The sequence below is a fragment of the Lactonifactor sp. BIOML-A5 genome (assembly GCF_009677585.1).
Lineage (GTDB): Bacteria > Bacillota > Clostridia > Lachnospirales > Lachnospiraceae > Lactonifactor.
The window spans coordinates 34,113-56,832 of sequence record NZ_WKYV01000023.1 but is presented as its reverse complement, the minus strand read 5'-3'; the positions used below and the strand labels follow the sequence as shown (position 1 = coordinate 56,832).

Below are 22,720 nucleotides of genomic sequence, written 5' to 3'. Positions count from 1 at the left end.
ACGCTATGCAACCTCTCCAGATCCGGATTCTCCGGAAGCAGCTATCATGATCTCATCCTGTGTCAAATCCTTCACACAGTCAAATTCTCCTGTCTTTCTTCCCTCATAGAGTACAATGATTTTGTCACTGGATCCCAGAACCTCTGGCATCTCAGAGGAAATCATAATGACAGCAATACCATTTCTGCACAGATTTTCTATTATCTTATGAATCTCTGCCTTCGCCCCTACGTCGATCCCTCGGGTAGGCTCATCCAGAATAATAATCTGAGGATTCCTGCACAGCCATTTGCCCAGGCATACCTTCTGCTGGTTACCGCCGCTGAGCTTTCCGATCTTCTGATCCATAGATGGTGTTTTTATGGACAGTGCATCTATGTATTCTTCTGCTATACTGGTTTCCTGTTTGCCGTCAATCCAGGTTGCCTTGCTCACCCATGGAAGGGATGCCAGAGTCATATTCTCTCTGATAGACAGAAGGGGTACAATTCCCTCCCGGCGTCTGTCTTCTGACACATAGGCAATACCTGATTTAATGGCGTCAAACGGGTTGCGGATATCCAGCTTCTTGCCGTTCAGATATATCTCTCCTCCATCCGGCTTATCCAGACCAAAGATACATCTTGCAATCTCTGTTCTTCCTGCGCCCATCAGGCCGCTGAAGCCGAGAACCTCTCCCTTTCGCACGGTAAAGCTGATAGGCTCAAATACCCCTTTGCGGTACAGATCCTTAACCTCAAGAACCACATCACCGGGCTCAAATTTTTCTCTGCTGAATACGTCTGACAGCTCACGCCCTACCATGCTCTTAATGATCATATCCTCCGTCACTTCTGATACCGGAGAGGACATTACGTACTTACCATCCCTGAGTACCGTAATCTCATCGGCAATTTCAAATATTTCCGACATACGGTGAGAGATGTAGATAATTGCCATTCCCTGTTCCTTCAGTTCCTGAATAATTTCAAAAAGTTTTTCCTTTTCAGCCTCTGTGATCGCTGATGTAGGTTCATCCATTACGATAACCCAGGAGTTAGACCCGATTGCCTTGGCGATCTCTATCATCTGCTGCTGACCTACCGTACAATCACCGACCTTTTTGTTTTCGCTGATATTCAGATTAAACCGGCCGATTAGCTCTCTGGCTTTTTTCTCCATATCTTTTCGGTTTACAATAGGACCTGTTCCCTTCATCTCCTTGCCCAGGAAAATGTTTTGTGTGATACTAAGCTCCGGAACAAGTGCGAATTCCTGGTAAATAACCGAGATCCCCAGCTTCTGAGAATCCATAGGAGAATGGATGGATACTGGCTTTCCGTCAATATAGATTTCTCCGCCGTCTTTTTTGTATACACCGGATAGGATTTTAATTAAAGTGGATTTGCCGGCGCCGTTTTCTCCCATGAGTGCGTGTACCGTACCTCTTTTGACCTTCAGATTCACTCCGTCTAATGCCTTCACACCGGGGAACTCTTTTACAATTCCGCGAAGTTCCAATTCCTTGGCTTCTTCAATAGAGATATCATTCTTATGACGGGAATGAACCTCTGCGGCAGCAGCTTCCTTTTGGGCCTTCTTGTCCTTGCTGCTAACCTTCACTCTCTCCTTGCTGCTGTATTGATCCATATAGACAGATACTACAATCAGCAGACCTTTCACTACATAAGAATAGTAGGGAGAGATTGGCATCATACCCAGACCTGTAAATATCGTTCCGATAATCACAACACCCAGCATGGTACCAACCAGAGATCCGGTACCGCCCATCAGACTGGTGCCTCCGATAACAACAGCAGTGATGGCATCGAACTCCATGTTCTGACCTGCCAGAGGCTGTGCTGAGAGGGCGCGCCCTACGGTTACCACCGATGCAAAGCCTGCGAATAAACCGCCTAATAAATATACAATTACTGTATGTTTAATTACTTTGATTCCAGATGCCCTGGATGTGACAGCATTGCCGCCCACCGCAAAAGTCTTTCTTCCAAAAGTTGTCTTGTTCAGCACCAGATACATAATCACAAACAATACTGCCAGATACAGTAACGATGCCGGAAAAGAACCAAAGATATTTTTCTGTCCAAACCAGTTAAAATAGTCATTTCTTACAACTACACGTTTTGAGTTTGTCAGGTAAATGGTTAATCCTCTGGATACAGAGGTCATAGCTAATGTTGCCATGAAGGGGCTTATCCCCAGTCCACCAACCATCAAGCCGTTTGCAGATCCTGCTGCAATACCTACAATAATACATACCAGAAATCCGCACAGGGCGGTTCCTAATCCTTCACCCCCAAGAGACTGCATTACAATAGCGCCGCATGCCCCGGCAAGGGCAATGTTTGCACCGGATGACAGGTCCGTACCTGCCAGCATAATAATAAATGTAATACCCAGGGATAAAATTGCCAATGATGTGTTTTGACGAATAATATTAAAAAACGTTCTCACCGAGAAGAAGCCCGGAGCCAGAAATGAGAAAACTACTATTAAAATCAAAATAATCGCAAGCAAAAATAGGTATCTCTTGATCTGTTGGTTTTGAAATATTTTACTCTTACTTTTGTCCATGCTCTGCCTTCTTTCATGCCTTTTTAGAAAAGAATATGCGGCAGCCATGAAATTCTGCCGCATATTCTTTTTTCAGCCTATCTTGCTAACTTAGAAAAGAAATCCCTATTATTTCTCTTCAAAAGCAGACAAATCATCAAATAACTCAATACCCTTATCAGGATTTACGATGTTCATTCCTTCGTAGCCAATTCCCAGTTCTTCTACTTTTGCTTTCATATCATCGTTCATGATAAAATAAGACTCCAGATAGTTCTTCTGTTCAACAGTCTCGCCTTTTGCCAGTTTAGAGCCGATCTGAACATTCCAGTATCCAACACGTTTTGCACCTGTCAGCAGCGTACATACATATTTGCCGTCTTTCACTGCTTCGCTGGCGTCTTTATTTCCGTCATAGCTGGAGATTAAAACTTTACCTGTCAGACCTGCCTGATCCACTGCCTGTGCAACTGCTGTTGTATTGCCGTCAGAGAAGCTGTGGATTGCTTTGATGTCAGGATTTGCTGCAAGAATATCCTGAACAGTTTTCAGGGTTGCCGCTGTATCCCAGCCAACCTCGTAGTATGTACACTTGATGTCAGGGAATTCTGCCATAGCTTCTTCCCAGCCGCCCTGACGCTCGTCAGATACGAAGTTACCGGTTGCACCGTAAAGCATTGCTACATCACCGGATTTGTCGATGAGATTTCCTACCAGTTCGCCAATCACTTTAGTGTCTTCACGGTCATTGTACAGATTGGAAATAACTGCGTCGGAATCAATAAAGTTACCCATGGAGCATACAGGGATACCTGCTGCTTTTGCTTCTTCGCAGACTGGAATTAATCCTACATTGTCATAGGGATCCAACAGGATACAGTCTACTTTCTGCTGAATGAAGTTTTCGATAATTGCAATCTGGTTGTCCAGGCTGCTGTCTGCGCTCTTCCAGATCAGGTTTACACCGTAGATCTCAGCAGCATAGTCTCCGCCCTCGATCATGTTAACGAAGAATTCCTGAGTCATGTCCAGCATAGCAATACCGATGGTGGGTTTGTCTCCGGATGCCTCTGTGTCTTTGGCATCCCCTGCGGCATCATCTTCTGCAGGCGCAGCGTCTTCTTTGTCTGTTTCTGCGTCTGTGGAAGTGGTGGCGCTGTCATCACTAGAGCCCTCGTCTTTGCTTCCGCATCCGGCGAGTGTTCCGAATACCAGCGTAAATGCTGCCAGCAGAGCCAAACCTTTTTTCATTAATTCTTTCTTCTTCATTCCTTTTCCTCCTTTTTTAAGATGAAGTTTTTTATAATATATTCGTCAAATATATTATCCCGATTAAGCTGCAACCTTCAGCCTGTCGGCCAGTTTGCCGATGCAGACGTCAAAGATCAGGATGCAGATGATGATGATACCTTTGATTACTTCTCTCAGCAAGAAAGGTACCTGAAGGAAATTCAGCATCGTTGTGATCAATGTAATGATAAATGCCCCGATTACCACTCCGAATACGGTTCCTTTTCCACCCAGAAGACTTGTTCCGCCCACAACGGCGGCCGCAATCCCGTCTAACAGGAAATCTCCTGAGATATTAGAGGTAATAACTGTTACCTGACAACAGGTGATGATAGCTGCCAGCCCGTACAGGAACCCCGCTACGGTATAGACCAGAATCTTATAAAAGTTTTTATTGATGCCCGAATATTCTACTGCATCTTCATTCCCGCCCATAGCGTAGGTATAGATTCCCAGTTTGGTTTTGTTCATAATGATATACATCAGAACTACCGCCAGAAGGAAAACCAGAAATGATACAGGGATAAATTTCAGTATCCTTCCTGAGCCCAGGGTCAGCAAAAATTCGCTTTTAATCTGTACCTGACGCCCCTCAGAAACCATCATAGACACACCCTTGCACACTGACATCATGGCCAGAGTTGTAATAAAGGGATTCAGATTCAATTTTACAATAATCAGACCATTGATCAGGCCCACTAACGCTCCAATCAGAAGAGACGTTATAATAAGAAGAATCCCCTGATTTCCGCTTTCCAGATATACAAAACCTGCGGTAACCCCTGCCAGAGATAAACCGAAACCGGCAGTAAAATCTATTCCAGCCGTAAGCAGTACAATCATCGCTCCCAGGGCAACAATGCCAAGAGCGGATACCTGCTGCAGAAGATTGTAGATTGATTGTGCAGACAGGAAATTTTTATTGGCAATGGTTAAAATAACCATAAGTACCAACATGAGAAATACAGGTGCGTACTTCTGTATATTGTTTTTAAAAACTGGTTTTTTCTCTTTCACCAAGATGACCTCGCTTCCGTATTTCCTACAGAGAAAGTTCTACCGGTTCCCCTGTCTCAATTGATTTTAACGCAGCTTCAGCAATGGCGACGCCTCGGATACAGCACTCTGTATCAACAGCATATGGTTTGCCATTCATGGTAGCATCTGCGAAATGAACGATTTCTTCTTTCAGACCGCCCTGAATCTTTCCGTAATATTCCGGCCATAACAGAGTATCCGGATAAGACTCCGCTTCGTCTGTCATGATCTCCAGGCCCTGATTGCGGATATCTACCATACCAAAGCCCTTGGTTCCTGTTACTTCTGCGATTGACCAGATTCCCATGGCAGAGTTGTCCGGATAAGCCCAGCAGATATGTACATTTCCCACAGCCCCATTATCAAAATTAACAATAACAAATGCAGCGTCCAGATCGCCATTCATATGTCCGTTTTTCTTATTGGAAGCCTGTGCGTATACCTTCACAGGTTTTGCAGGCATATTGTAATCCACCATCATCTCAATATCATGAATTCCAAGATAATAGAAGAAGGAGACTTTGCCCTGCAGACGATTGGCAGTGGAAACAGGATTGCCTCGCTTAAATGACATAGCACTGATCTCTCCCAAGTCTCCTCTGCGGATGGATTCTTTTAATTCCACATACCGGGGATCGAACTTGCAGACCTGAGCAACCATCATGCGTACCTTGTTGTCATCAGCTGCTTTTTTAATTGCCAGACAGCCTTCCAGTGTTTTAGCCAGAGGTTTTTCAATGATAAAATCTTTTTTTGCATTTGCCACGTCCACAGCGGTCTGTACATGGAAATCTTCCGGTACACAGATGTCAACGGCATCAATATCCTCTTTTTCCATCATCTCTTTGTAATCGGTATAAACAGCACAATTATATTTTTCCGCATATTCATCAGCCAGAGCTTTATTCAGATCCGCAATAGCAACTAATTCTGCATTATCCGCCTCGGCGATAATCCTGGCGTGCAAACCACCGATAAACCCTAAACCAATCACTGCCATCTTGCATTTCTTCATACTTTTTTACCTCCATTTTGTCCTACAGTTTTTAACATTCATTCCTTACTGATATTATAAACGGGAGCTTTTCCCTATTTATAAGCGAGTATCATTTCCACTTCCACAGGTGCATTGTCCGGCAGTGATCCCACACCGATAGCAGCCCGTGCATGCTTCCCTTTTTCACCGAACACAGCTTCCAGAAACTCAGAGGTTCCATTAATCACTTTCGGCTGCTGTCCAAAACCAGGAACAGCATTCACATAACCATTGACCTTAACAATCCTTTCCACCCTGTCCAGGTCACCAATGACATATTTAACCTGAGCCAAAAGCCGCAGTGCGCAGATTTTAGCAGCATCGTAAGCTTCCTCTACAGAAACCTCCGCTCCAACTCTTCCCACATACTTTTGCTTTCCGTCTACGATAGCCGTCTGCCCTGACACAAACAACAATCCATCTTTTGTCTCCACAGCCGGTGCATATGCTCCTGCCGGAGCGGGACACTCCGGAATCTCATATCCCATCTCTTTAATCTTTTCTTCTACTTTACCCATATAACACTCTCCTAACGATTTATCCGGACTCCTGCTCTCACTAATTGTTAGAATAGTCAATCTTTTAACAATGTCATTCACTTCTATTATCCTATAAAATTTTCACCGCCAAATTATCAGACTATTGTTCAGGTTAAGAAAGCGAGTCACTTGGACTCGCTTTTGTGGTCCGTATGTAAATCTTAATATTTTTTAGATTAAGCTCATTATAATTATGATTAATATGTTTGTCAACAACTTTTTAAGGATTAAAGTAATTTTTTACATATTTTTATGTTCATTTTTTGGTTTTTAACTACGTTTTGTATATTTTTTATTATTTTACACCCTATTTTTTGTGCATAATTTTATTTATAATAAATCTATTAATATAATTAATTTTAATATTTCAATCAATAAAGCCTTAATAACAGCGGTCTTTATTTGGAATTATAGTATTTTTTTATGATAATCTAAATTTTTTTTATATATCAAAAGGAAAATATTGCAAAATGTATTAAAACCATATATACTCAGATTGTATATTTATATATATTCTGCTTTTGGCTCCGGCCAAAATGAAACAATAGGAGGGTACTGTGTTTTATGAAAACAATTGAAGAAGCGCTCCCATTATTAAAGCGGATTATGAAGTTGATTAGTTTGACTCTCGGTGAGGAATGTGAAGTGGTGCTGCACGACTGGTCCAAAGGCTATGAACAATCTATCATAGCTATTGAAAACGGACATGTGACGAATCGTGAAATCGGCGACTGCGGCAGCAATCTGGGTCTGGAAGTCATGCGGGGCACCATCAAGGATGGGGACCGCTTTAACTATGTAACCAAAACTAGCTTAGGCAAGACACTAAAATCCTCAACTACGTATCTGTGTAATGATGAGGGAGAACCTTTAGGTGCACTATGCATCAACATCGATATTACAAATTTTATGAATTTCCGAAAGTCCTTTGAAGCACTTGTAGGAACTGAGGTTATGAATCAGGCAGAAGTTCCCTTTGACAACATTGAATTTCATGCCCAGGATGTCAGCCAGCTCACTGATTATCTCATAGCTCAAGGCTTAGAATTAGTAAACAAGCCGGTCAGCCAGATGACCAAAGACGACAAATTAACTATCATTAAATACCTGGATGAAAAAGGTACCTTTTTAATCACCAAATCAGGGGATAAGGTATGCCAGTTTTTAAATATTTCGAAGTTTACTTTGTACAACTATCTGGATACAATACGGGGAGATAAAGAAGATAAAAAGAGTGAAAAAGCATAAAAAATGAAAGACATAAGGAGTCAGTTTTGCAGTACTAAATGCTGCAAAATTGACTCCTTATGTCTTCTGTGATAAACTACTACCGAACCAAAAATTTCTCACAGAAGGAGAAAACAACCATATGAAGCACCCTCAGAAAATACTGTTCACTGACTTGGACGGTACACTTTTAGACGATAATAAGAAGATCACTCCGGAGAATTCTGCGGCCATTGCTGGTGCCCTCAAAAAAGGGCATAAAATCGTTGTCTCCACAGGACGCCCTCTGGCAGGCGCCCTTCCGGTGATCCAATCCCTTGGCCTGGAACAAAAGGGATGTTATGCCATCACCTATAACGGCGGCCTAATCTATGACTGCCATCAAAAAGAAACCCTCTATAAGAAAACGCTCTCCCGCTCGTATGTAGAATATATTTTTCGTGAAGCCGGGAAAAGAGGCCTCCACTGTCAGACATATTCCTCCGGCCATGTGCTGTCTAAAGCCTTTACGCCCGAGCTGAAAGATTATGTATCACACACGCTGGTTCCTACAAAAATCGTCCCTGAGCTGCCCCAAAATTTGGAAGAGGAGCCTGTAAAAATTCTGGTAATTGAACTTGCAAACACGGAAAAACTACTTACATACCGAAAGGAAATCTCTGAGTGGGCCGAGGGAAAAATATCCGTCTTTTTTTCCAGTCCGTATTATCTGGAACATGTAGCGGAGGGAATTTCCAAAGGTACTGCAGTCCGCTTTTTGTGCAATTATCTGCAGATTCCCCTAGCACATACCATTGCTGTGGGAGACGCAGAAAATGATATTCCTATGCTTGCTGCTGCCGGTCTGGGTGCAGCTATGTGCAACGGTACAGAAGAAGTAAAAAAACATGCGGGTTATATCACCACAGCCGACAATAACCACAGCGGTGTGGCAGAAATAATTACAAAATTCATGGGATGCCCCTTTTCTTTTTAAGAAAAAGGGATTACAATAGGATTATTATAAAATTTTTGTGAGAAAGGAAGTCTAATATGGCAGGAACAGGAAAAAAACTGTTAGGTCTTGCAGTAGTTGGGGCTGCTGTAGCTGGAACAATCGCTTATTTCAAAAAGCAAAAAGAACAGAATGAGGATTTAGAAAAAGATTTTGAGGATTTTCAGGACAACGTTAAAGAAACTGCACACTCAGCCAAAGATGTGGTTGTTAATTTCAAAGATATTGTAACAAAGGATGTAGAGGAAAAAGTAAAAAAGGCAAAGGATACTGCTAAAGATGTAGCCGAATTTGCAGAGGATACCGCCGAGGATCTGGCAGATGGTTTCTCCGATATGGTGGATGAAGCCAAGGAGGCTGCCGAAGAAATGTTCGAAGATGAGGGGGCCCCGGAGGACAGCAGCTCAGACGCCGGGGATGCAGTGACCGCCGAAACTACAGAGGCAGACAAGACTCCGTTATAAATGCAGGAAGCACCCGCAAAAACAGCAGGTGCTTCTTCTTATTACTCCATCTCCAATTTACTTAAGATGTATCTTTTGTATTCTAAGAACTCCGGCGTCAGATTAAAATCTTCCCTTCTGGGCTTCTTTTCCCGGATGACAATTTCCTCCGTAATCCTCCCCGGGCTCCCTGTAAGCAGATAGATGCGATCAGACAAGAGTATCGCTTCGTCTATATCATGGGTGATAAAAATAGTAGACAGCCGAATCTGCTCCATAACATCCAGATACCATTTATGGATCGAACCTTTCGTCAGCGTGTCCAGGGCGCTAAAGGGCTCATCCAGAAGGGCAGCTCCCTTTGAATACAGATAAGTCCTAAGAAGGGCAGCTCTCTGGCGCATCCCGCCGGAAAGCTGATGGGGATACTTTTTCTGTGTCCCTTCAAGTCCGAACTCCCGGAAATACGGCTGCACCGTTTCTCTGGCATCTCTCTTTTTATCTCCGTTGATTACCAGGGGAAGGGATACATTATCCTCAATGGTGCGGAAGGGCAGAAGCAAATCCTTTTGCAGCATATAAGCAATACTTCCCGGACTTCCGGTGATATCTGTCCCGTTCAGCGTCACTTTCCCCTCTTCCGGAGGGGTCAGACCCGATATAATATTAAACAAAGTTGTCTTGCCTACACCGCTCACTCCCAGGAGACACACCAGTTCATTTTCCCCAAGGCTGATGGAAACATCCTCTATTATCTTTTTTCCGTCAAAATATTTTGTCACATGAGATACTTCTAGTTTTGCCATGGCAGCCTCCGCGCCTATTCCGGAAGATATTCATTGGAGAAGCCCGCATTTTCCGGAAGTTCTGACTCTACCAGCTGATTTTCGTTCAGCCACTGGTAGAACGCATTCCATCTGGCAGGATCGATATATCCCCACTGCTCTACTTCCCCTTTGTATTTATCCGTTAGATATTCCTGACTTGCCTGAACCAGCTCAGTGTCCAGTTCAGGAGATGCCTTGCAAAGGATCTCAGCTGCCCCCTTGGGATCTTCCACCGCGTCCTCATATCCCTTTTTCACCGCGCGCAGGAATGCTTTGGCAGTATCCGGATCCTTCTTGAGGAATTCATTGTTGGCTATTAAAACCGGGGTATAGTAGTCAAATACCGGATTCAGGTCAGCAAACGCAAAGTAATCTGTTTCCAGCCCTGCCACTTCTGTGGCAACCCCTGCCCAGGCGTAAAAGATCCAGATGGCATCCACAGACTTTGACTGCAGTGCCGAGACTTCATCCGTCACAGTACTCGGAATCAGCTCAACCTTGCTGAAATCTCCTCCGTCCCCTTCTATTACATTTTTCAGCATTGCCTTTTCCACCGGCATATCCCAGGTTGCATATTTTTTTCCTTCCATCCCTTTGGGCGTATCCATTCCTTCTCCCGCCCGGGAGACGATCCCGGAAGTATTATGCTGAATTAGGGCAGCCACGGCCGTAATGGGAAGGGAATTCTCCCCAGCTACCGCCGGAGCCATACTGTCCTGGAAGGATACGCCGAACTGCGCCTTTCCTGAGGCCACCAATGCCTCCGCACCGTCCTCCGGGGGCTGTGCGATCTCCACCTTAAGACCTTCCTCCTCAAAATATCCCTTTTCCTGTGCTACATACACCCCGGTATGGTTGGTATTAGGTGTCCAGTCCAGAACAAAGCTCACTTCTTTCAGTTCTTTGCTTCCCTCCCCGCCGGTTCCTTCTGTACTTTTCTTTGTTCCGCAGGCCGCTGCAGAACAAACCATAGCTGTGCAGAGCACAGCTGCAATAATTCTCTTTCTCATTTTTTACTTTTTCTCCTCCCAAGGCATGCACTTTTTCTGCAGCACGTTAATCCCCCACATAAGCAGCAGGCTCAACGCCGATATCAGAAATATAACAGCAAACATTTTATCAAAAGCAAATGCCTTCCGTACTTTTGTCATGTATACGCCCAGCCCGCCAAAGCCTCCCAGCCACTCGGCGATCACCGCTCCCACCACAGAATACGTGGCCGAAATCCTGAAGCTTGCAAAAAACTGGCCGGCCGCCCCCGGCACTTTTACATACCTAAAAATCTGACCCCTGGTAGCCCCCATGGAGCGCATGAGGTTCATCATATCCTTGTCGGCTGAGCGAAATCCGTCCAGCAGCCCTACAGTTACAGGGAAAAAGGTTACGATGACAATCAATATGACCTTCGGTGTCATCTCATATCCAAACCAAAGCACCAGAAGAGGCGCCAAGGCAACCGTAGGCACTGTCTGAGTAACCACCACAATAGGATAAAGCGCCTGATACAGACGTTCAAAGCAGTCCATGGCCACAGCCATCAAAAAGCCAATGGCCACTCCCAGAAAAAGACCCGCAAATGCCTCCAGCAGAGTAATCCTGCAATTTTCCAGCAAGAGAGGGAAATCTTCTATAAAGGCTTTTACCACATCCCCAGGGGAAGGCAGCATATACGAAGGGACAAGTCCGGCCGCAGATGCTGCCTGCCAGATAACCAGAAGTATGCCTATGGCAGCCAGGGACGGCAGCTTACTTGTGATGTTTTGTGACTTTCTTTTCAATGGTAAGCACATCTCCTTCAGGTTTGAAAGTAACCTTAATATAGGCCGCTACAGATGGTGCGCCTGCACGGATAGCAATGTGCTGGCATTCTTTTACAATATCCATCAGTTCGTCGTAATCTCCTTCAATAGCCGTCTCAAAAGGCCCTACATAGCAGTTCAGTCCTGTGCTTTTAATATAAGCAATAACCTCATCTACAATACGGATTAATTCCTCATCGTTTTTTGCCTCCGGCAATGTCTGGATTGCTACACTTGCATTCATATGTCTCTCCTCCTTATTCATAACATAAAATAACCCTGCCGGATACACCGGCAGGGGCGAATATCAAAAAAGGTAAGCTGCTGTGAGCATCTTCCTGCTTATTCATCCCTACGCTGGCACTACCCAGATCAGGTCAAAGGGTTAAAAACAGATACGGTTTTAATCTCAGCCGGACTCTTCCGGCTCCCCTGTTGTTATTCATTAGTCTACTTCATTTTACAGCTTCTGTCAAGACCAGGCACGTTTCAGCCGTTTCATAGCGCTGACAATCTCATTTTCCGTCATTACTCCATATCCCATAAGCACAGTAGCCCGGGGCTTCTTCACAGGCTCCTTCAGATAATACCTGGAAAGTCCGTATACTCTCACACTCTCCTCCTTTGCCCGGCGGATGGCTTCTTCCTCCGTCATACCATTTTTAAAATGCAGAAGGAGATGCACACCCGCATTTTCCCCTGACCACGTACATACAGAATCCATATCATGAAGCTCTCTCAGGAGAAGATCGTGCTTACTTTTATAAAGTGCCCGCATTCGATTGAGATGACGCTCGTAATAGCCTTCGTTCAGGAAGCGTTCAATGATTTTTTGATCAACCTTTGACACCGTAACAGAAAACGGTTTCCCCTGTTTTTCATACTGCGCCATCAGTTCCTTAGGCAGAACCATATAGCTGATTCGTATGGCAGGGGCAATGGAGCGGGAGAACGTTCCTAGATAAATCACCCGGTCGTTCTGATCAAACCCCTGAAGCGCCGGAATCGGCTTTCCCTTATAGCGGAATTCACTGTCGTAGTCATCCTCGATGATATACCTTTTTTCTTTTGCCGCCCAGCTCAGCAGCTGCATTCTCCGCTTCATGGGCATAACTGTACCCATAGGAAACTGGTGGGAAGGCATAACATAGGCAATATCGGCACCAGATTCCTCCAGTTCCGGGATCCGAATTCCCATCTCATCCATCTCAACGGACGCCAGCGGATAATTCAGCCTGAGAAACGCCTGATAAGCTGAGGTATAAGTAGGATTCTCCATGGCTACGGTGTACCCTGTCCCTAAAATCGTGCTTAAAAGCATCAAGAGGTAATCATTGCCTGCCCCCACAATAATCTGATCCGGCTGGCAGTTAACGCCTCTGGCGTAATACAGATAGCTTGTAATCGCCTCCCTGAGACTTCTCTCCCCGTTGGCATCTCCCAGAAGGAACAATTCCGGGTCTTCCTCCTGAAGAACACTTTTGGACAGCTTTTTCCAGGCGTTATAGGGAAAGCCGCCGGGTGTAATTCCGCTGAGTGTAAAATCATAATCGTATACCGGATGGCCGTCTGCCTTCTTTTTTTCCAGAGAAATCAGAGCCGGACGGATATGATAAAGCTCCTCAATGTCACACACATAATACCCTTTGCAAGGCACGGCCTCAATATACCCCTCTGATACAAGCTGCTCATACGCCAGGTCCACGGTACTTCTGCTTACCATAAGGTGTCTGCAGAGCGCACGGGAAGAAGGCAGACGTTCGCCTGCCTTCATTCTCCCTCCCTGTATTTCTCTTTTTATATGAAGATAGATCTGTTCATACAGAGGAATATTTGATTTGCTGTCAAGTGCAATAATTAATTCGTTCATATCCTGATCTTCGGCCTACTTCGGCAGTTTAAAGGAGCTCTTCAGGGATACAATCCGGTTAAATACCAGGGCATCCGGCCTGGAATCCTTGGCTTCCACACAGAAATAACCGTTGCGCACAAACTGAAAACTGTCGTATGGCTTTGCATCCTGGAAGCTAGGCTCAACATAGCAGTCCTTAATGACGGTTAATGAATTAGGATTCAGATTCAGTGACCCATCTTCATTGTAAACCCCTTTTTCTTCATCGATAATGTTCTCATAGAGGCGGCACTCTGCCTTTACTGCCTGTGGTGCAGGCACCCAGTGAATAGTTCCCTTTACTTTCCTTCCCGTGAAGCCGGATCCGCATTTTGTCTCAGGATCATAGGTACAGTGTACTTCGATTACTTTGCCGTTCTCATCCTTGACAAAACTCTGGCAGGTGACAAAATACGCATGCATCAGACGCACTTCATTTCCTGGAAAAAGACGGAAATACTTTCTGGGAGGTTCTTCCATAAAGTCTTCCCTCTCAATATACAGTTCTCTCCCAAAGGGAACCTTCCGGTATCCCAATTCCTCATTCTCCAGGTTATTGGCTACATCCAGATATTCCACTTCACCTTCGGGATAATTATCAATAATAAGTTTAATTGGATCCAGCACTGCCATCATTCTGGGACGTTTCATCTTAAGGTCCTCTCTGATGCAATATTCCAGCATAGCATAGTCAACGGAACTGTTTGCCTTAGAAACCCCGCAGAGTTCAACAAACATTCGGATTGATTCCGGCGTAAACCCTCTTCTTCTGAGCGCCGCAATGGATACCAGACGGGGATCGTCCCATCCGTCTACAACGCCGTCCTCTACCAGCTTCTTAATATAACGCTTTCCCGTGACCACATTTGTCAGATATAATTTTGCAAATTCAATCTGCTTCGGCGGTTTCTCGTATCCCAATTCCCGCACTACCCAGTCATACAAGGGCCTGTGATCTTCAAATTCCAGGGTACAGATAGAGTGAGTAACTCCCTCAATAGCATCCTCAATGGGATGGGCAAAATCATACATAGGATAAATACACCAGGTATCTCCCGTACGGTGATGGTGCATATGGGCTACCCGGTAAATAACCGGATCCCTCATATTTATATTTGGTGACGACATATCGATCTTAGCGCGAAGCACCTTTTCTCCGTCCTTAAACTCGCCGTTCTTCATCTTCTCAAAGAGCTCGAGGTTCTCCTCCACACTCCTTACCCGGCAGGGGCTGTCCTTTCCGGCTTCTGTCAGCGTTCCCCTGTAATCCCGAATTTCTTCCGGAGTAAGGTCGCATACATATGCTTTCCCCTTTTTAATCAGCTTTACTGCAGCCTCATACATTTGTTCAAAATAGTCAGATGCAAAATAAAGCCGGTCCTCCCAATCGGCTCCCAGCCACTGTATATCTTCCTTGATAGACTCTACAAATTCTACTTTTTCCTTTGTGGGGTTTGTGTCATCGAAGCGCATATTAAACTTACCATTATACTTCCTGGCAAGTCCGTAATTCAGAAGAATTGATTTTGCATGTCCAATATGCAGGTATCCATTAGGTTCCGGCGGAAAACGGGTACAGACGCTGTCGTATACGCCTTCTTCCAGATCTTTGTCAATAATCTGTTCAATAAAATTCTTGGAAACTGTTTCTTTTTCCATTAAAATTTCCTCCTCGTGTTACAGGTTATATTCCATAATATCATAGAATCTTTTAATTTCAAAGGTTTTTTGATAAAATGGAACTGCTGATACTGTTTTTTTACATACAGTTTCTCCATGTCCATAAGAAACCATACCCAAAGGCCTGCCATACCGGCTATCCCTGGGTTATCATGAAAAGGAGTACAATTCAAATGACAAAAAAAATTCTAGTGTTGATTCCTGTGAAAGACAAGCACAAATTGCAGCTGGAAGAGACTGCCCCCAACGGGATTTTCACATACGCCTCACCCCTGACAGTCACAGAAAAGATGGCCGCGGAATCTCACATCATCATCGGTAATGTCCCGCCGAAACTCCTCCGCGCCAGCGAAAAGCTGGAGCTCCTCCAGTTAAACTCTTCCGGCGCAGACGCCTATATAAAAGAAGGGCTTCTCGCCCCGGGGACAATGCTTGCCAGCGCCACCGGAGCATACGGAAAGGCGGTTTCTGAGCATATGCTGGCCATGCTTTTGAGCCTCCAGAAGAAACTTCATCTGTACCGGGATGCCCAAAACCGGAAGGAATGGGCAGATGAGGGTGAGGTTGTCTCAATCACTGATTCCCGTATTTTGGTTCTGGGCCTGGGAGATATCGGACGCAGCTTCGCTGCCCTTACTAAGGCTCTTGGCGCTTACGTCATTGGTATGAAACGCCGCCCCGGCACTGCTCCCTCCTGTGTCCATGAGCTTCTTCCCACCGAAGAACTGAAGCAGGTTCTTCCCACCGTGGATGCAGTTGTCAGTTTTCTGCCCAATACCCCTGAGACGAAACATCTCTTTGACAGAACACTTTTGTCTCTCATGAAGCCTTCCGCCATCCTTCTGAACGGAGGGCGGGGAAACTCTGTAGATCCCGACGCTCTGTATGATGCCCTGTCCTCAGGCGCTCTGTACGCCGCAGGGCTGGATGTCACAGATCCGGAGCCACTTCCCCCAGGGCACAGACTCTGGTCTCTTCCTAACGTGTATATCACGCCCCATGTAGCGGGAAAATATCACTTGCCGGAGACTCTGGACCGTATAGTAGAGATTGCCTGCAGCAACCTGTCCAGCCATTTAGAAGGAAAACCACTGAAAAACCTTATTGACCTCACTACCGGTTACTGTAAGTAACAACTTTTATGCATTAAAAAACTTTGTTTGTAATTCTTCAAAAACCTATTGACAAGCCTCTGGGTTTTTGATAGAATTACAAACGTTGACAGCGACAAAAACAGTCAATATGCTGCCTTGGCTCAGTCGGTAGAGCGTCGCCTTGGTAAGGCGGAGGTCGGCGGTTCAAGTCCGCTAGGCAGCTTTTTTGGAAGGTCTGAAGCCCTTGATTTTCGCGGGGTTTTGGGCTTTTTTAGTTTCACTTCAATGCTCTCAAACCCTCTTAAATATTTTTTCAAAAATATTTAGCTATATATCGAGTCACAGTATTCTTGCATTACGCTTTTTTGAACTTTATCTGACACGTGAACATATCGTTTTCTTAATGTTTCTTCACTGTTCCCCATCATTTTTGCTACGATAGACAAAGGAACTTCGTCATGTACAACAAGATTCGTTCCAAAACTATGTCTGGTCGCGGAGTATAATGAAATTACGCGCAATTATCATTTGGATTTTCCTTATTATATTTTTTAAGTAACTTTGTCAGATTCGCAGATAAAGCATTAGGGGTGACTGGATTACCTAATGAATTTAGAAATACATAATCATCTGATTCTTTTCCAATACATTTCTGCTTTAAACTGCTAACAATGCTTTTTGGTAAATCATATGAACGTCTTGATTTTTTTGTTTTTAGATTCGTGTCATGACCATACTTGTTTAGCCCATTTGTGAGCGTAATTCCTGTGTCAATAACATTCTTGCATTTTAAACCACATACTTCAGATGGTCTCTGTCCGCACATAAATAATATAACCAACATATCATAATAGAAGGATTCCTGTGTAGTATGAAAAGACAAAATTTTTTTTATCTCCTCTTTCGTAAAGGTAGTAACCTCTTTTAAAACAACTTTTTTCTTTTTACACTCAATGTTGGATTACAATTTACGATTTTGTTAACCTGTGCAAACTTAAAAACATTAGAAACTATGTTGAGACATTTATTCACAACCTCTGCACCTAGTCTTTCTGATAGATGGTTTTTATATATTGTTAGATAATACTCATCTATATCCTTAATATCCGTCTCTTTAAAACAAGGATAGAAAGGCAGGTGATTGTAGATGTTGGTTGCATATAAATACAGATTATACTCCAATAAAGAACAGCTAGAATATTTTACAAAATGTTTTGGATGTGTACGATTCATCTATAATCGTATTAATAGTTGGAGGGTATGGTCATGAATACTTATGAAGCTGTCTTATTTAGGATAAAAGAATTGTGTGAATTGAATGATTTGACTATTAACGGATTAAGCTACAAACCTGGATTATCTCAGTCCACCTTAAAAAGCATTACTAACGGGGAGAGCACAAATCCCGGAATTGTAACTCTTAAGAAAATTTGTGACGGGTTAGATATCTCTTTATATGATTTTTTTGATACAGATTATTTCAGAAATTTAGAGCAAGAACTGAAATGAATAAAACCGGGTTTGACTACCGTCGCGCCTGGTTTGTGTAATTAATCTAATCTTTTAAATTGTTCCGATTCAATAGCTTGAGCTTCTATCGCCTTTCTCTCTTCTAGCCATAAGGCTCTTTTCTCTTCTTCTGTAATTTCAGATGTAAAGGTTTTGTAAAATTCATTCATCTTATCGCTCAAATATTTTTCTGTTAACATACTTTTACGAGTTGCTTCTCTATGCATAGTCTCATAAGCCTCTGCGCCTTCAAAATTTTCATATAAAGCATCTACATACCCTTCTTTTTTAGCTTCATTGTAGACATCAATATTTTCACGAATACGAGCATCTAGCTCGTCATCGGAAATAGTATAGCCCTCAGAAGCTGCTATATAAAGAAGTGATTTAAATCTGCACAATTCATTATAGGCATCTAAAGATGGATTGGAAGAGTCATTAAGTTCCATAACCTGAGTCATCCACTCTAGTTCGTCACTTGTAATATTTACATGAGCACCTTTTGCTATAACTGTGTCATTTGAACTTTTTCTTAATTTAGTTTTCAGAAACGGATTTTCTAACATTAAATCACTATATTCCTTAGTCTGCTCAAATGACTGCCCCGCTTTAACATAAACAATTCCTCCGATTACTAAAACACATAATAACACCAAAACGCCTATTTTTTTCTTTTATTTTTCATACTGTTTCCTCCTCATTACCGACTAAGTGCTATATGTGCATATGTTGACGGATTTAGATTTCCAGCCGTCCCAGAATCAGAGCCAAAAACAATAGGAAGTTCTGCTTCTATGGAATTATTATTTGCATAAGTGACACCATTCTTATTCTGTATGAATAATCGCTCGTGTATTCAACTGTCCCAATAATATTGTCAGCATTTATACTATTCAAATTAACCTCTTTCTTTCCGCAGGCGCATAGAAAAAAGCACATAATAATAAATGACATTAAACCCAATCTTTTCATCTGTTTTTCCTTTTTTAATTAGAATCAATATCTAATAATTAATCCATAACTGCAATTACTCAGTAGCCGGAGGATTTAATATTAAGTCTTTAAGCTCAACATAGTTATATGTTCTAGCTGTTTTTATCATCTCATCTGTAACAGCAGATACTTCAACAACATCCATATCTGAAAACATACCAGTGGATATCCGAACAAAACTACCGTTGTTGACTTGACGAAATTCTCCCCAATAGGCACCAAGGACTTCATAAACTTTGTCATCCTCTGTGCTAAATGGAGTGTCTTCTAACAAATAGTAAACAGACCGATCTCCTGTTGAGGCAAGAGGAGTTCCATCTGTAGTTTCTACAAAAGATTTTTCTTTTTCCTTTTCCGTAAAGTCGGCATATGCCTCTGCAACATGACGGTAGAGCACCTCTGTCTCAGAAAAAGATTCAATGTAGCTCTTCACGGTATCATACCCCCCTAATTTTATAATAACAATAGTGTCTCCTTCAGACAGATTTCCCTTTATAGACTCTAAAATATTGACATATACCCTGGACCAAATGAGACCATCTCCAACATTGTAATACTCAACACCTGTAACCTCTCCATAAACCGCTGTATCCCCTTCATTAAATAGTTCATTAACATCATCATAATAATAAGCCATTATTGTACTCAACGCACTGTTTTCACCAGGAGTTACAATATCGGTCTTTACCACATCCGCCGCATTTAAGTATTTTGTTAACACCTCTTTCTGTTCTTCGGGTATACCTTGTTTATCTCCGCATCCACAACATACTATAGTAATAGCAAAAGCTATAAGATATATTTTATAATTTTTATAGAATCTCCCCCTCTGCATCTTCGTCCTCCTTGCTTTTTGTTTTATCCTCTATAGTAACAGTGTTACCATTTTCCAAATCTGTTGCAATCGGCTCTTATGGAGTTATTCTTTCTCCTTCTATTATTGTATGGGGCAAAAAATATAACAACCGGATTCAACTTTTCGTCGCACCCGGTTGTTAAACTTCTATCTATCCGTATCATCATTTGAGATCCTGTGCTCTCTTTGCGTATCAACTTGCCCCTCAACTGCGTCCTCATACACTTCTACAACATTTACTTCTTCTTGGCTATTCAAAGTAAATGACGAAACTGCATTTTGTGATGGTCTATTGAGCGGTATGGAAGAATTCGGTCCACTTACTAAATTCTCACCAGTTGGCTGTACGTAAACCAAAAAAACATAAGAACGTCCAATTTCGGGCAGGATGTCATCTGTATATAGCAAATATCCTGTCCCATCTTTGTTTATTCCTCCTGCCTTCTGCAAATCTATTGGTGAATCCTGCCGTAAGTTCCCTTTTAAATTTTGTTTTACTTGGACTCTATAATTAGAATAGGGCAAACCCGACGTTTTACCATCTTCTGTCTTATTTACAAATTTATACTCAGTATCTACGTATTCAACAACTTCACCAACAAAGACATAATCTGCATTCCCTACCATAGCCTCTTTATTGTTTGTATCTACCTCAAAACTACCGTTTATAATATCAATCGGTAATACCTTTTTCGTCTGCGCCTCATGTTTTGTGCTGCCACACGCGCAAGTCAAGGTAATACATATAAAAAGTGAGAAAAATATAATACATTTACACCTTGTTCTCATAACATCTTTTCTTGACATTCACTGCATTCCCTATCATGAATGGAAATTATACCGCCGCACTTTAAGCAGGTATATTTCTCTTTCTGCCTTTCCATAAACATTTCAAAACCACAGTTTCGAACAAATTCACTATTTTCCATTAGGCTTGCCTGATACCTTTTGTTATAGCTTTTTTCCAGATTTCTTATGGGTGTACAAGGATACTCGGGGCATTCAAAGCAGTAGCTCAAGCCTTTGGAGTTAATACAATCTTTTATCTTACATTTACGGCAGTGTTCCGGCTTTCCCGTATTGCTGTTCAGACAGCCGGCACAGGGTTTTTTATGATAACAATGCTTATAACATACCTTACAATTCATTCCGCAGGGCGCAAACATTATCGAATCTATATTTTCTTTTGGCATTTTCATAGTTTACATAGAATATAACAAAACACAGGCCATTATAACAGTTATCGTATCACTGACATAATTAATCATGTCTGCCAGCTGTTTGTTTTGTGGATTATTTTTCATTTCTTTTAGTTTGGCTTTCAATTCGCTGCTTTCATGTTTAGAAAAATATTGATTTAAGTTTTTCGTCTCCTTCAGAATATAGATTAGTGCTATATCATGAGAAGTAATTTCTCCGCCCGTTGTAATTGCTGACTTTATCGTTCCTATGAGTTCATCCTTATAGTTTTTTTCAGGAATATATGTCGTTTTAGGGCCGAACAACCCCCCCGTCCCTTTCGCCGCTTTGCCCTCCTCTTCCAGAGATTCCTCTATCTGGGCCGTGAGCTGTTTGATTCTGCTGCCTGTGTAATAATCACTCATCAATTTATCTATGGAACGGGGCTTTTCATTTAGATACGCGTACAGTGATGCAAGGTGTACAAGTTCTCCGGGGTTCTCTTTGATTACGGAAATCTTATTCTTTTTAGCTGTTATAACATTCTTTAATAAAAAATCCATAAAACCTGCCGCCACAAGACCCGCATATGATTCCTCTTTGTGCATTGGCGGCATATTCCCATTCTCATCAACCGTTAAAGTATAATATTCCTGTGCAATCGATTTTCTGTCCATATATCGTCCCTCCAAGTTTTCTATTTAATTCTATTTCTAATAATTATAGCATGGATATACCTCCAAGACATTACTTTTCTGATTTTCTCCAAAGGCACATGGTTGGTTTTATGGAGGTACAAGCTTCTTTTCACAGCCAAAAAAAGCACCCTGGGGAAACAGGGTGCTCAAACTTGGAAAATAGCGAGTGGAGTATCTCTACTATCTTTGTCAAGTATACTTCATTCTACAAGCTGTGTCAATGCAATTTTTATCTTATGTTTTCTGTTCTTTTTGTTCCGGCAACATTTTCCTCTCCGGTTCATATTCCCTAACGCCAAGGAATATCATTAAGTAACTTCTTTTTCCGAGGCCTTTATGCAAACTATTTCCAGTAATACCCTTGAGGATACTATGTATTATAAAAATATCCCTGTCCTGATTTACCGCATTCAATATCCCTCTTTTACGTCCACATGTAGTTTCTCCTCTGCGCAGAGCATAAACAGATATTACGCTTCTGCCGCCAGGGAACAAGAGGAGTACTGCAGAACAGTTCTCTATTCTCAGGCTGTGGATAACGCACAGTACCTGCCGGTCAATCAGCCGCCATTTAACAGCTATCAGTTTTTTTCAGATTACCAGGTTACATTTAATTCCTGCTGCATCACCAGCCTCTATCTGGAACAGTACACATATCTGGGGGGCGCTCACGGAACCACCCTGCGTATCTCCCACACGTGGAATTTCTTCACCGGAGGGCAGCTGCAGTTAAAAGACTTTTATCCGGCCTCTTTTTCCATACCTGAAGATCTTCTGGATTCTGTGGAACGGCAGGCAGCAGAACGCCTGGCGCTCAGCCCGGCCTCCTATTTTGACGACTACGGGGAACTCATCCGGAAAAACTTCCGGCCGGAAAACTTTTATCTCAGGCCGGCAGGAGCAGTAGTCTATTATCAGCAGTATGACATCGCCCCTTACGCAGCAGGAATCCCTGAGTTTCTGATCCCGTTTGCAGGCACAGAGCAAAAAATGGGATAAAACTTTCTCTGGCAATCCCACAGTAGAAAATGCTATAATCAGCCTATAGCACACAGCCTTTTAACCGGCAGAGAA

24 protein-coding genes, 1 tRNA gene and 1 riboswitch are annotated in these 22,720 nt (G+C 42.8%); of the genes, 8 read left to right on the top strand and 17 right to left on the bottom strand.

Annotated features, from left to right (window positions below; all coding sequences use genetic code 11):
* Positions 1-3 precede the first annotated feature (3 nt).
* The 5 genes from GKG41_RS23940 to GKG41_RS17025 form a co-directional block, all read right to left on the bottom strand.
* Positions 4-2,574 carry an ATP-binding cassette domain-containing protein gene (locus tag GKG41_RS23940; protein WP_173015632.1) on the bottom strand — a complete coding sequence of 857 codons (2,571 nt, stop codon included), beginning with the start codon at positions 2,572-2,574 and terminating at the stop codon, positions 4-6.
* A gap of 108 nt (positions 2,575-2,682) precedes the next feature.
* Positions 2,683-3,822 (bottom strand): sugar ABC transporter substrate-binding protein, encoded by a 1,140-nt coding sequence (locus GKG41_RS17040; RefSeq protein WP_154260854.1) that lies wholly within the window; start codon positions 3,820-3,822, stop codon positions 2,683-2,685.
* A 63-nt stretch (positions 3,823-3,885) separates the two neighbouring features.
* Positions 3,886-4,860: an ABC transporter permease gene (locus tag GKG41_RS17035; RefSeq protein WP_347563339.1), complete on the bottom strand. Its 975-nt coding sequence runs from the start codon at positions 4,858-4,860 to the stop codon at positions 3,886-3,888.
* 25 nt (positions 4,861-4,885) lie between these two features.
* A complete protein-coding gene (locus GKG41_RS17030; RefSeq protein ID WP_154260850.1) occupies positions 4,886-5,896 on the bottom strand; it encodes a Gfo/Idh/MocA family oxidoreductase in 1,011 nt (336 codons plus the stop codon).
* A 74-nt stretch (positions 5,897-5,970) separates the two neighbouring features.
* A complete protein-coding gene (locus GKG41_RS17025; protein WP_154260847.1) occupies positions 5,971-6,435 on the bottom strand; it encodes a RidA family protein in 465 nt (154 codons plus the stop codon).
* Positions 6,436-7,020: 585 nt separating this feature from the next.
* Here GKG41_RS17025 and GKG41_RS17020 point away from each other — a divergent pair.
* The 3 genes from GKG41_RS17020 (at position 7,021) to GKG41_RS17010 (ending at position 9,141) form a co-directional block, all read left to right on the top strand.
* Complete coding sequence (locus tag GKG41_RS17020) at positions 7,021-7,704, top strand: helix-turn-helix transcriptional regulator (protein WP_154260845.1); 684 nt, start codon at positions 7,021-7,023, stop codon at positions 7,702-7,704.
* A 121-nt stretch (positions 7,705-7,825) separates the two neighbouring features.
* Positions 7,826-8,659, top strand: coding sequence for a Cof-type HAD-IIB family hydrolase (locus tag GKG41_RS17015; protein WP_154260843.1), 834 nt, complete (start codon positions 7,826-7,828; stop codon positions 8,657-8,659).
* 56 nt (positions 8,660-8,715) lie between these two features.
* Positions 8,716-9,141: a YtxH domain-containing protein gene (locus tag GKG41_RS17010; RefSeq protein ID WP_154260841.1), complete on the top strand. Its 426-nt coding sequence runs from the start codon at positions 8,716-8,718 to the stop codon at positions 9,139-9,141.
* A gap of 41 nt (positions 9,142-9,182) precedes the next feature.
* On the opposite strand, the gene GKG41_RS17005 is transcribed toward GKG41_RS17010, so the two are convergent.
* The 6 genes from GKG41_RS17005 to GKG41_RS16980 all read right to left on the bottom strand — a co-directional run bounded on the left by GKG41_RS17005 (position 9,183) and on the right by GKG41_RS16980 (position 15,296).
* Complete coding sequence (locus GKG41_RS17005; protein WP_154260839.1) at positions 9,183-9,926, bottom strand: ABC transporter ATP-binding protein; 744 nt, start codon at positions 9,924-9,926, stop codon at positions 9,183-9,185.
* 14 nt (positions 9,927-9,940) lie between these two features.
* On the bottom strand, positions 9,941-10,957 hold the full coding sequence (locus tag GKG41_RS17000; RefSeq protein WP_154260837.1) for an ABC transporter substrate-binding protein: 1,017 nt from the start codon (positions 10,955-10,957) through the stop codon (positions 9,941-9,943).
* Between the two features lie 3 nt (positions 10,958-10,960).
* Positions 10,961-11,725: an ABC transporter permease gene (locus GKG41_RS16995; RefSeq protein ID WP_154260835.1), complete on the bottom strand. Its 765-nt coding sequence runs from the start codon at positions 11,723-11,725 to the stop codon at positions 10,961-10,963.
* A complete protein-coding gene (locus tag GKG41_RS16990) occupies positions 11,694-11,990 on the bottom strand; it encodes a thiamine-binding protein (protein ID WP_154260833.1) in 297 nt (98 codons plus the stop codon). The genes GKG41_RS16995 and GKG41_RS16990 overlap by 32 nt, the downstream gene beginning before the upstream one ends.
* A gap of 90 nt (positions 11,991-12,080) precedes the next feature.
* Positions 12,081-12,190, bottom strand: a riboswitch (TPP riboswitch).
* A gap of 28 nt (positions 12,191-12,218) precedes the next feature.
* Positions 12,219-13,616, bottom strand: coding sequence for a PLP-dependent aminotransferase family protein (locus GKG41_RS16985; protein ID WP_154260831.1), 1,398 nt, complete (start codon positions 13,614-13,616; stop codon positions 12,219-12,221).
* 15 nt (positions 13,617-13,631) lie between these two features.
* Complete coding sequence (locus GKG41_RS16980; protein ID WP_154260829.1) at positions 13,632-15,296, bottom strand: glutamine--tRNA ligase/YqeY domain fusion protein; 1,665 nt, start codon at positions 15,294-15,296, stop codon at positions 13,632-13,634.
* A 194-nt stretch (positions 15,297-15,490) separates the two neighbouring features.
* On the opposite strand from GKG41_RS16980, the gene GKG41_RS16975 reads away from it, so the two are divergent.
* Positions 15,491-16,450 carry a D-2-hydroxyacid dehydrogenase gene (locus GKG41_RS16975; RefSeq protein WP_154260827.1) on the top strand — a complete coding sequence of 320 codons (960 nt, stop codon included), beginning with the start codon at positions 15,491-15,493 and terminating at the stop codon, positions 16,448-16,450.
* 111 nt (positions 16,451-16,561) lie between these two features.
* Positions 16,562-16,634, top strand: a tRNA-Thr gene (locus GKG41_RS16970).
* Positions 16,635-16,922: 288 nt separating this feature from the next.
* Here GKG41_RS16970 and GKG41_RS16965 read toward each other — a convergent pair.
* Positions 16,923-17,366: a tyrosine-type recombinase/integrase gene (locus GKG41_RS16965; protein WP_347563340.1), complete on the bottom strand. Its 444-nt coding sequence runs from the start codon at positions 17,364-17,366 to the stop codon at positions 16,923-16,925.
* A 192-nt stretch (positions 17,367-17,558) separates the two neighbouring features.
* Here GKG41_RS16965 and GKG41_RS16960 point away from each other — a divergent pair, with 192 nt between their 5' ends.
* Together GKG41_RS16960 and GKG41_RS16955 are read left to right on the top strand one after the other, a co-directional pair.
* A complete protein-coding gene (locus tag GKG41_RS16960; protein ID WP_347563337.1) occupies positions 17,559-17,681 on the top strand; it encodes a helix-turn-helix domain-containing protein in 123 nt (40 codons plus the stop codon).
* Entirely contained in the window at positions 17,678-17,920 is a 243-nt protein-coding gene (locus GKG41_RS16955; RefSeq protein WP_154260823.1) for a helix-turn-helix transcriptional regulator, read from the top strand. Before GKG41_RS16960 ends, GKG41_RS16955 begins: the two co-directional genes overlap by 4 nt.
* A 41-nt stretch (positions 17,921-17,961) precedes the next feature.
* On the opposite strand, the gene GKG41_RS16950 is transcribed toward GKG41_RS16955, so the two are convergent.
* The 5 genes from GKG41_RS16950 to GKG41_RS16930 all read right to left on the bottom strand — a co-directional run bounded on the left by GKG41_RS16950 (position 17,962) and on the right by GKG41_RS16930 (position 21,625).
* Complete coding sequence (locus GKG41_RS16950) at positions 17,962-18,573, bottom strand: hypothetical protein (protein WP_154260821.1); 612 nt, start codon at positions 18,571-18,573, stop codon at positions 17,962-17,964.
* 374 nt (positions 18,574-18,947) lie between these two features.
* Positions 18,948-19,748 (bottom strand): hypothetical protein, encoded by an 801-nt coding sequence (locus GKG41_RS16945; protein ID WP_154260819.1) that lies wholly within the window; start codon positions 19,746-19,748, stop codon positions 18,948-18,950.
* 168 nt (positions 19,749-19,916) lie between these two features.
* A complete protein-coding gene (locus GKG41_RS16940; protein WP_154260817.1) occupies positions 19,917-20,576 on the bottom strand; it encodes a cell surface protein in 660 nt (219 codons plus the stop codon).
* A complete protein-coding gene (locus GKG41_RS16935) occupies positions 20,555-20,935 on the bottom strand; it encodes a DUF3795 domain-containing protein (RefSeq protein WP_347565846.1) in 381 nt (126 codons plus the stop codon). The genes GKG41_RS16940 and GKG41_RS16935 overlap by 22 nt, the downstream gene beginning before the upstream one ends.
* Positions 20,936-20,971: 36 nt before the next feature.
* Positions 20,972-21,625 carry a GPP34 family phosphoprotein gene (locus GKG41_RS16930; protein WP_154260813.1) on the bottom strand — a complete coding sequence of 218 codons (654 nt, stop codon included), beginning with the start codon at positions 21,623-21,625 and terminating at the stop codon, positions 20,972-20,974.
* A 393-nt stretch (positions 21,626-22,018) separates the two neighbouring features.
* Here GKG41_RS16930 and GKG41_RS16925 point away from each other — a divergent pair, with 393 nt between their 5' ends.
* Complete coding sequence (locus GKG41_RS16925) at positions 22,019-22,645, top strand: DUF3298 and DUF4163 domain-containing protein (protein ID WP_347563338.1); 627 nt, start codon at positions 22,019-22,021, stop codon at positions 22,643-22,645.
* Positions 22,646-22,720 lie beyond the last annotated feature (75 nt).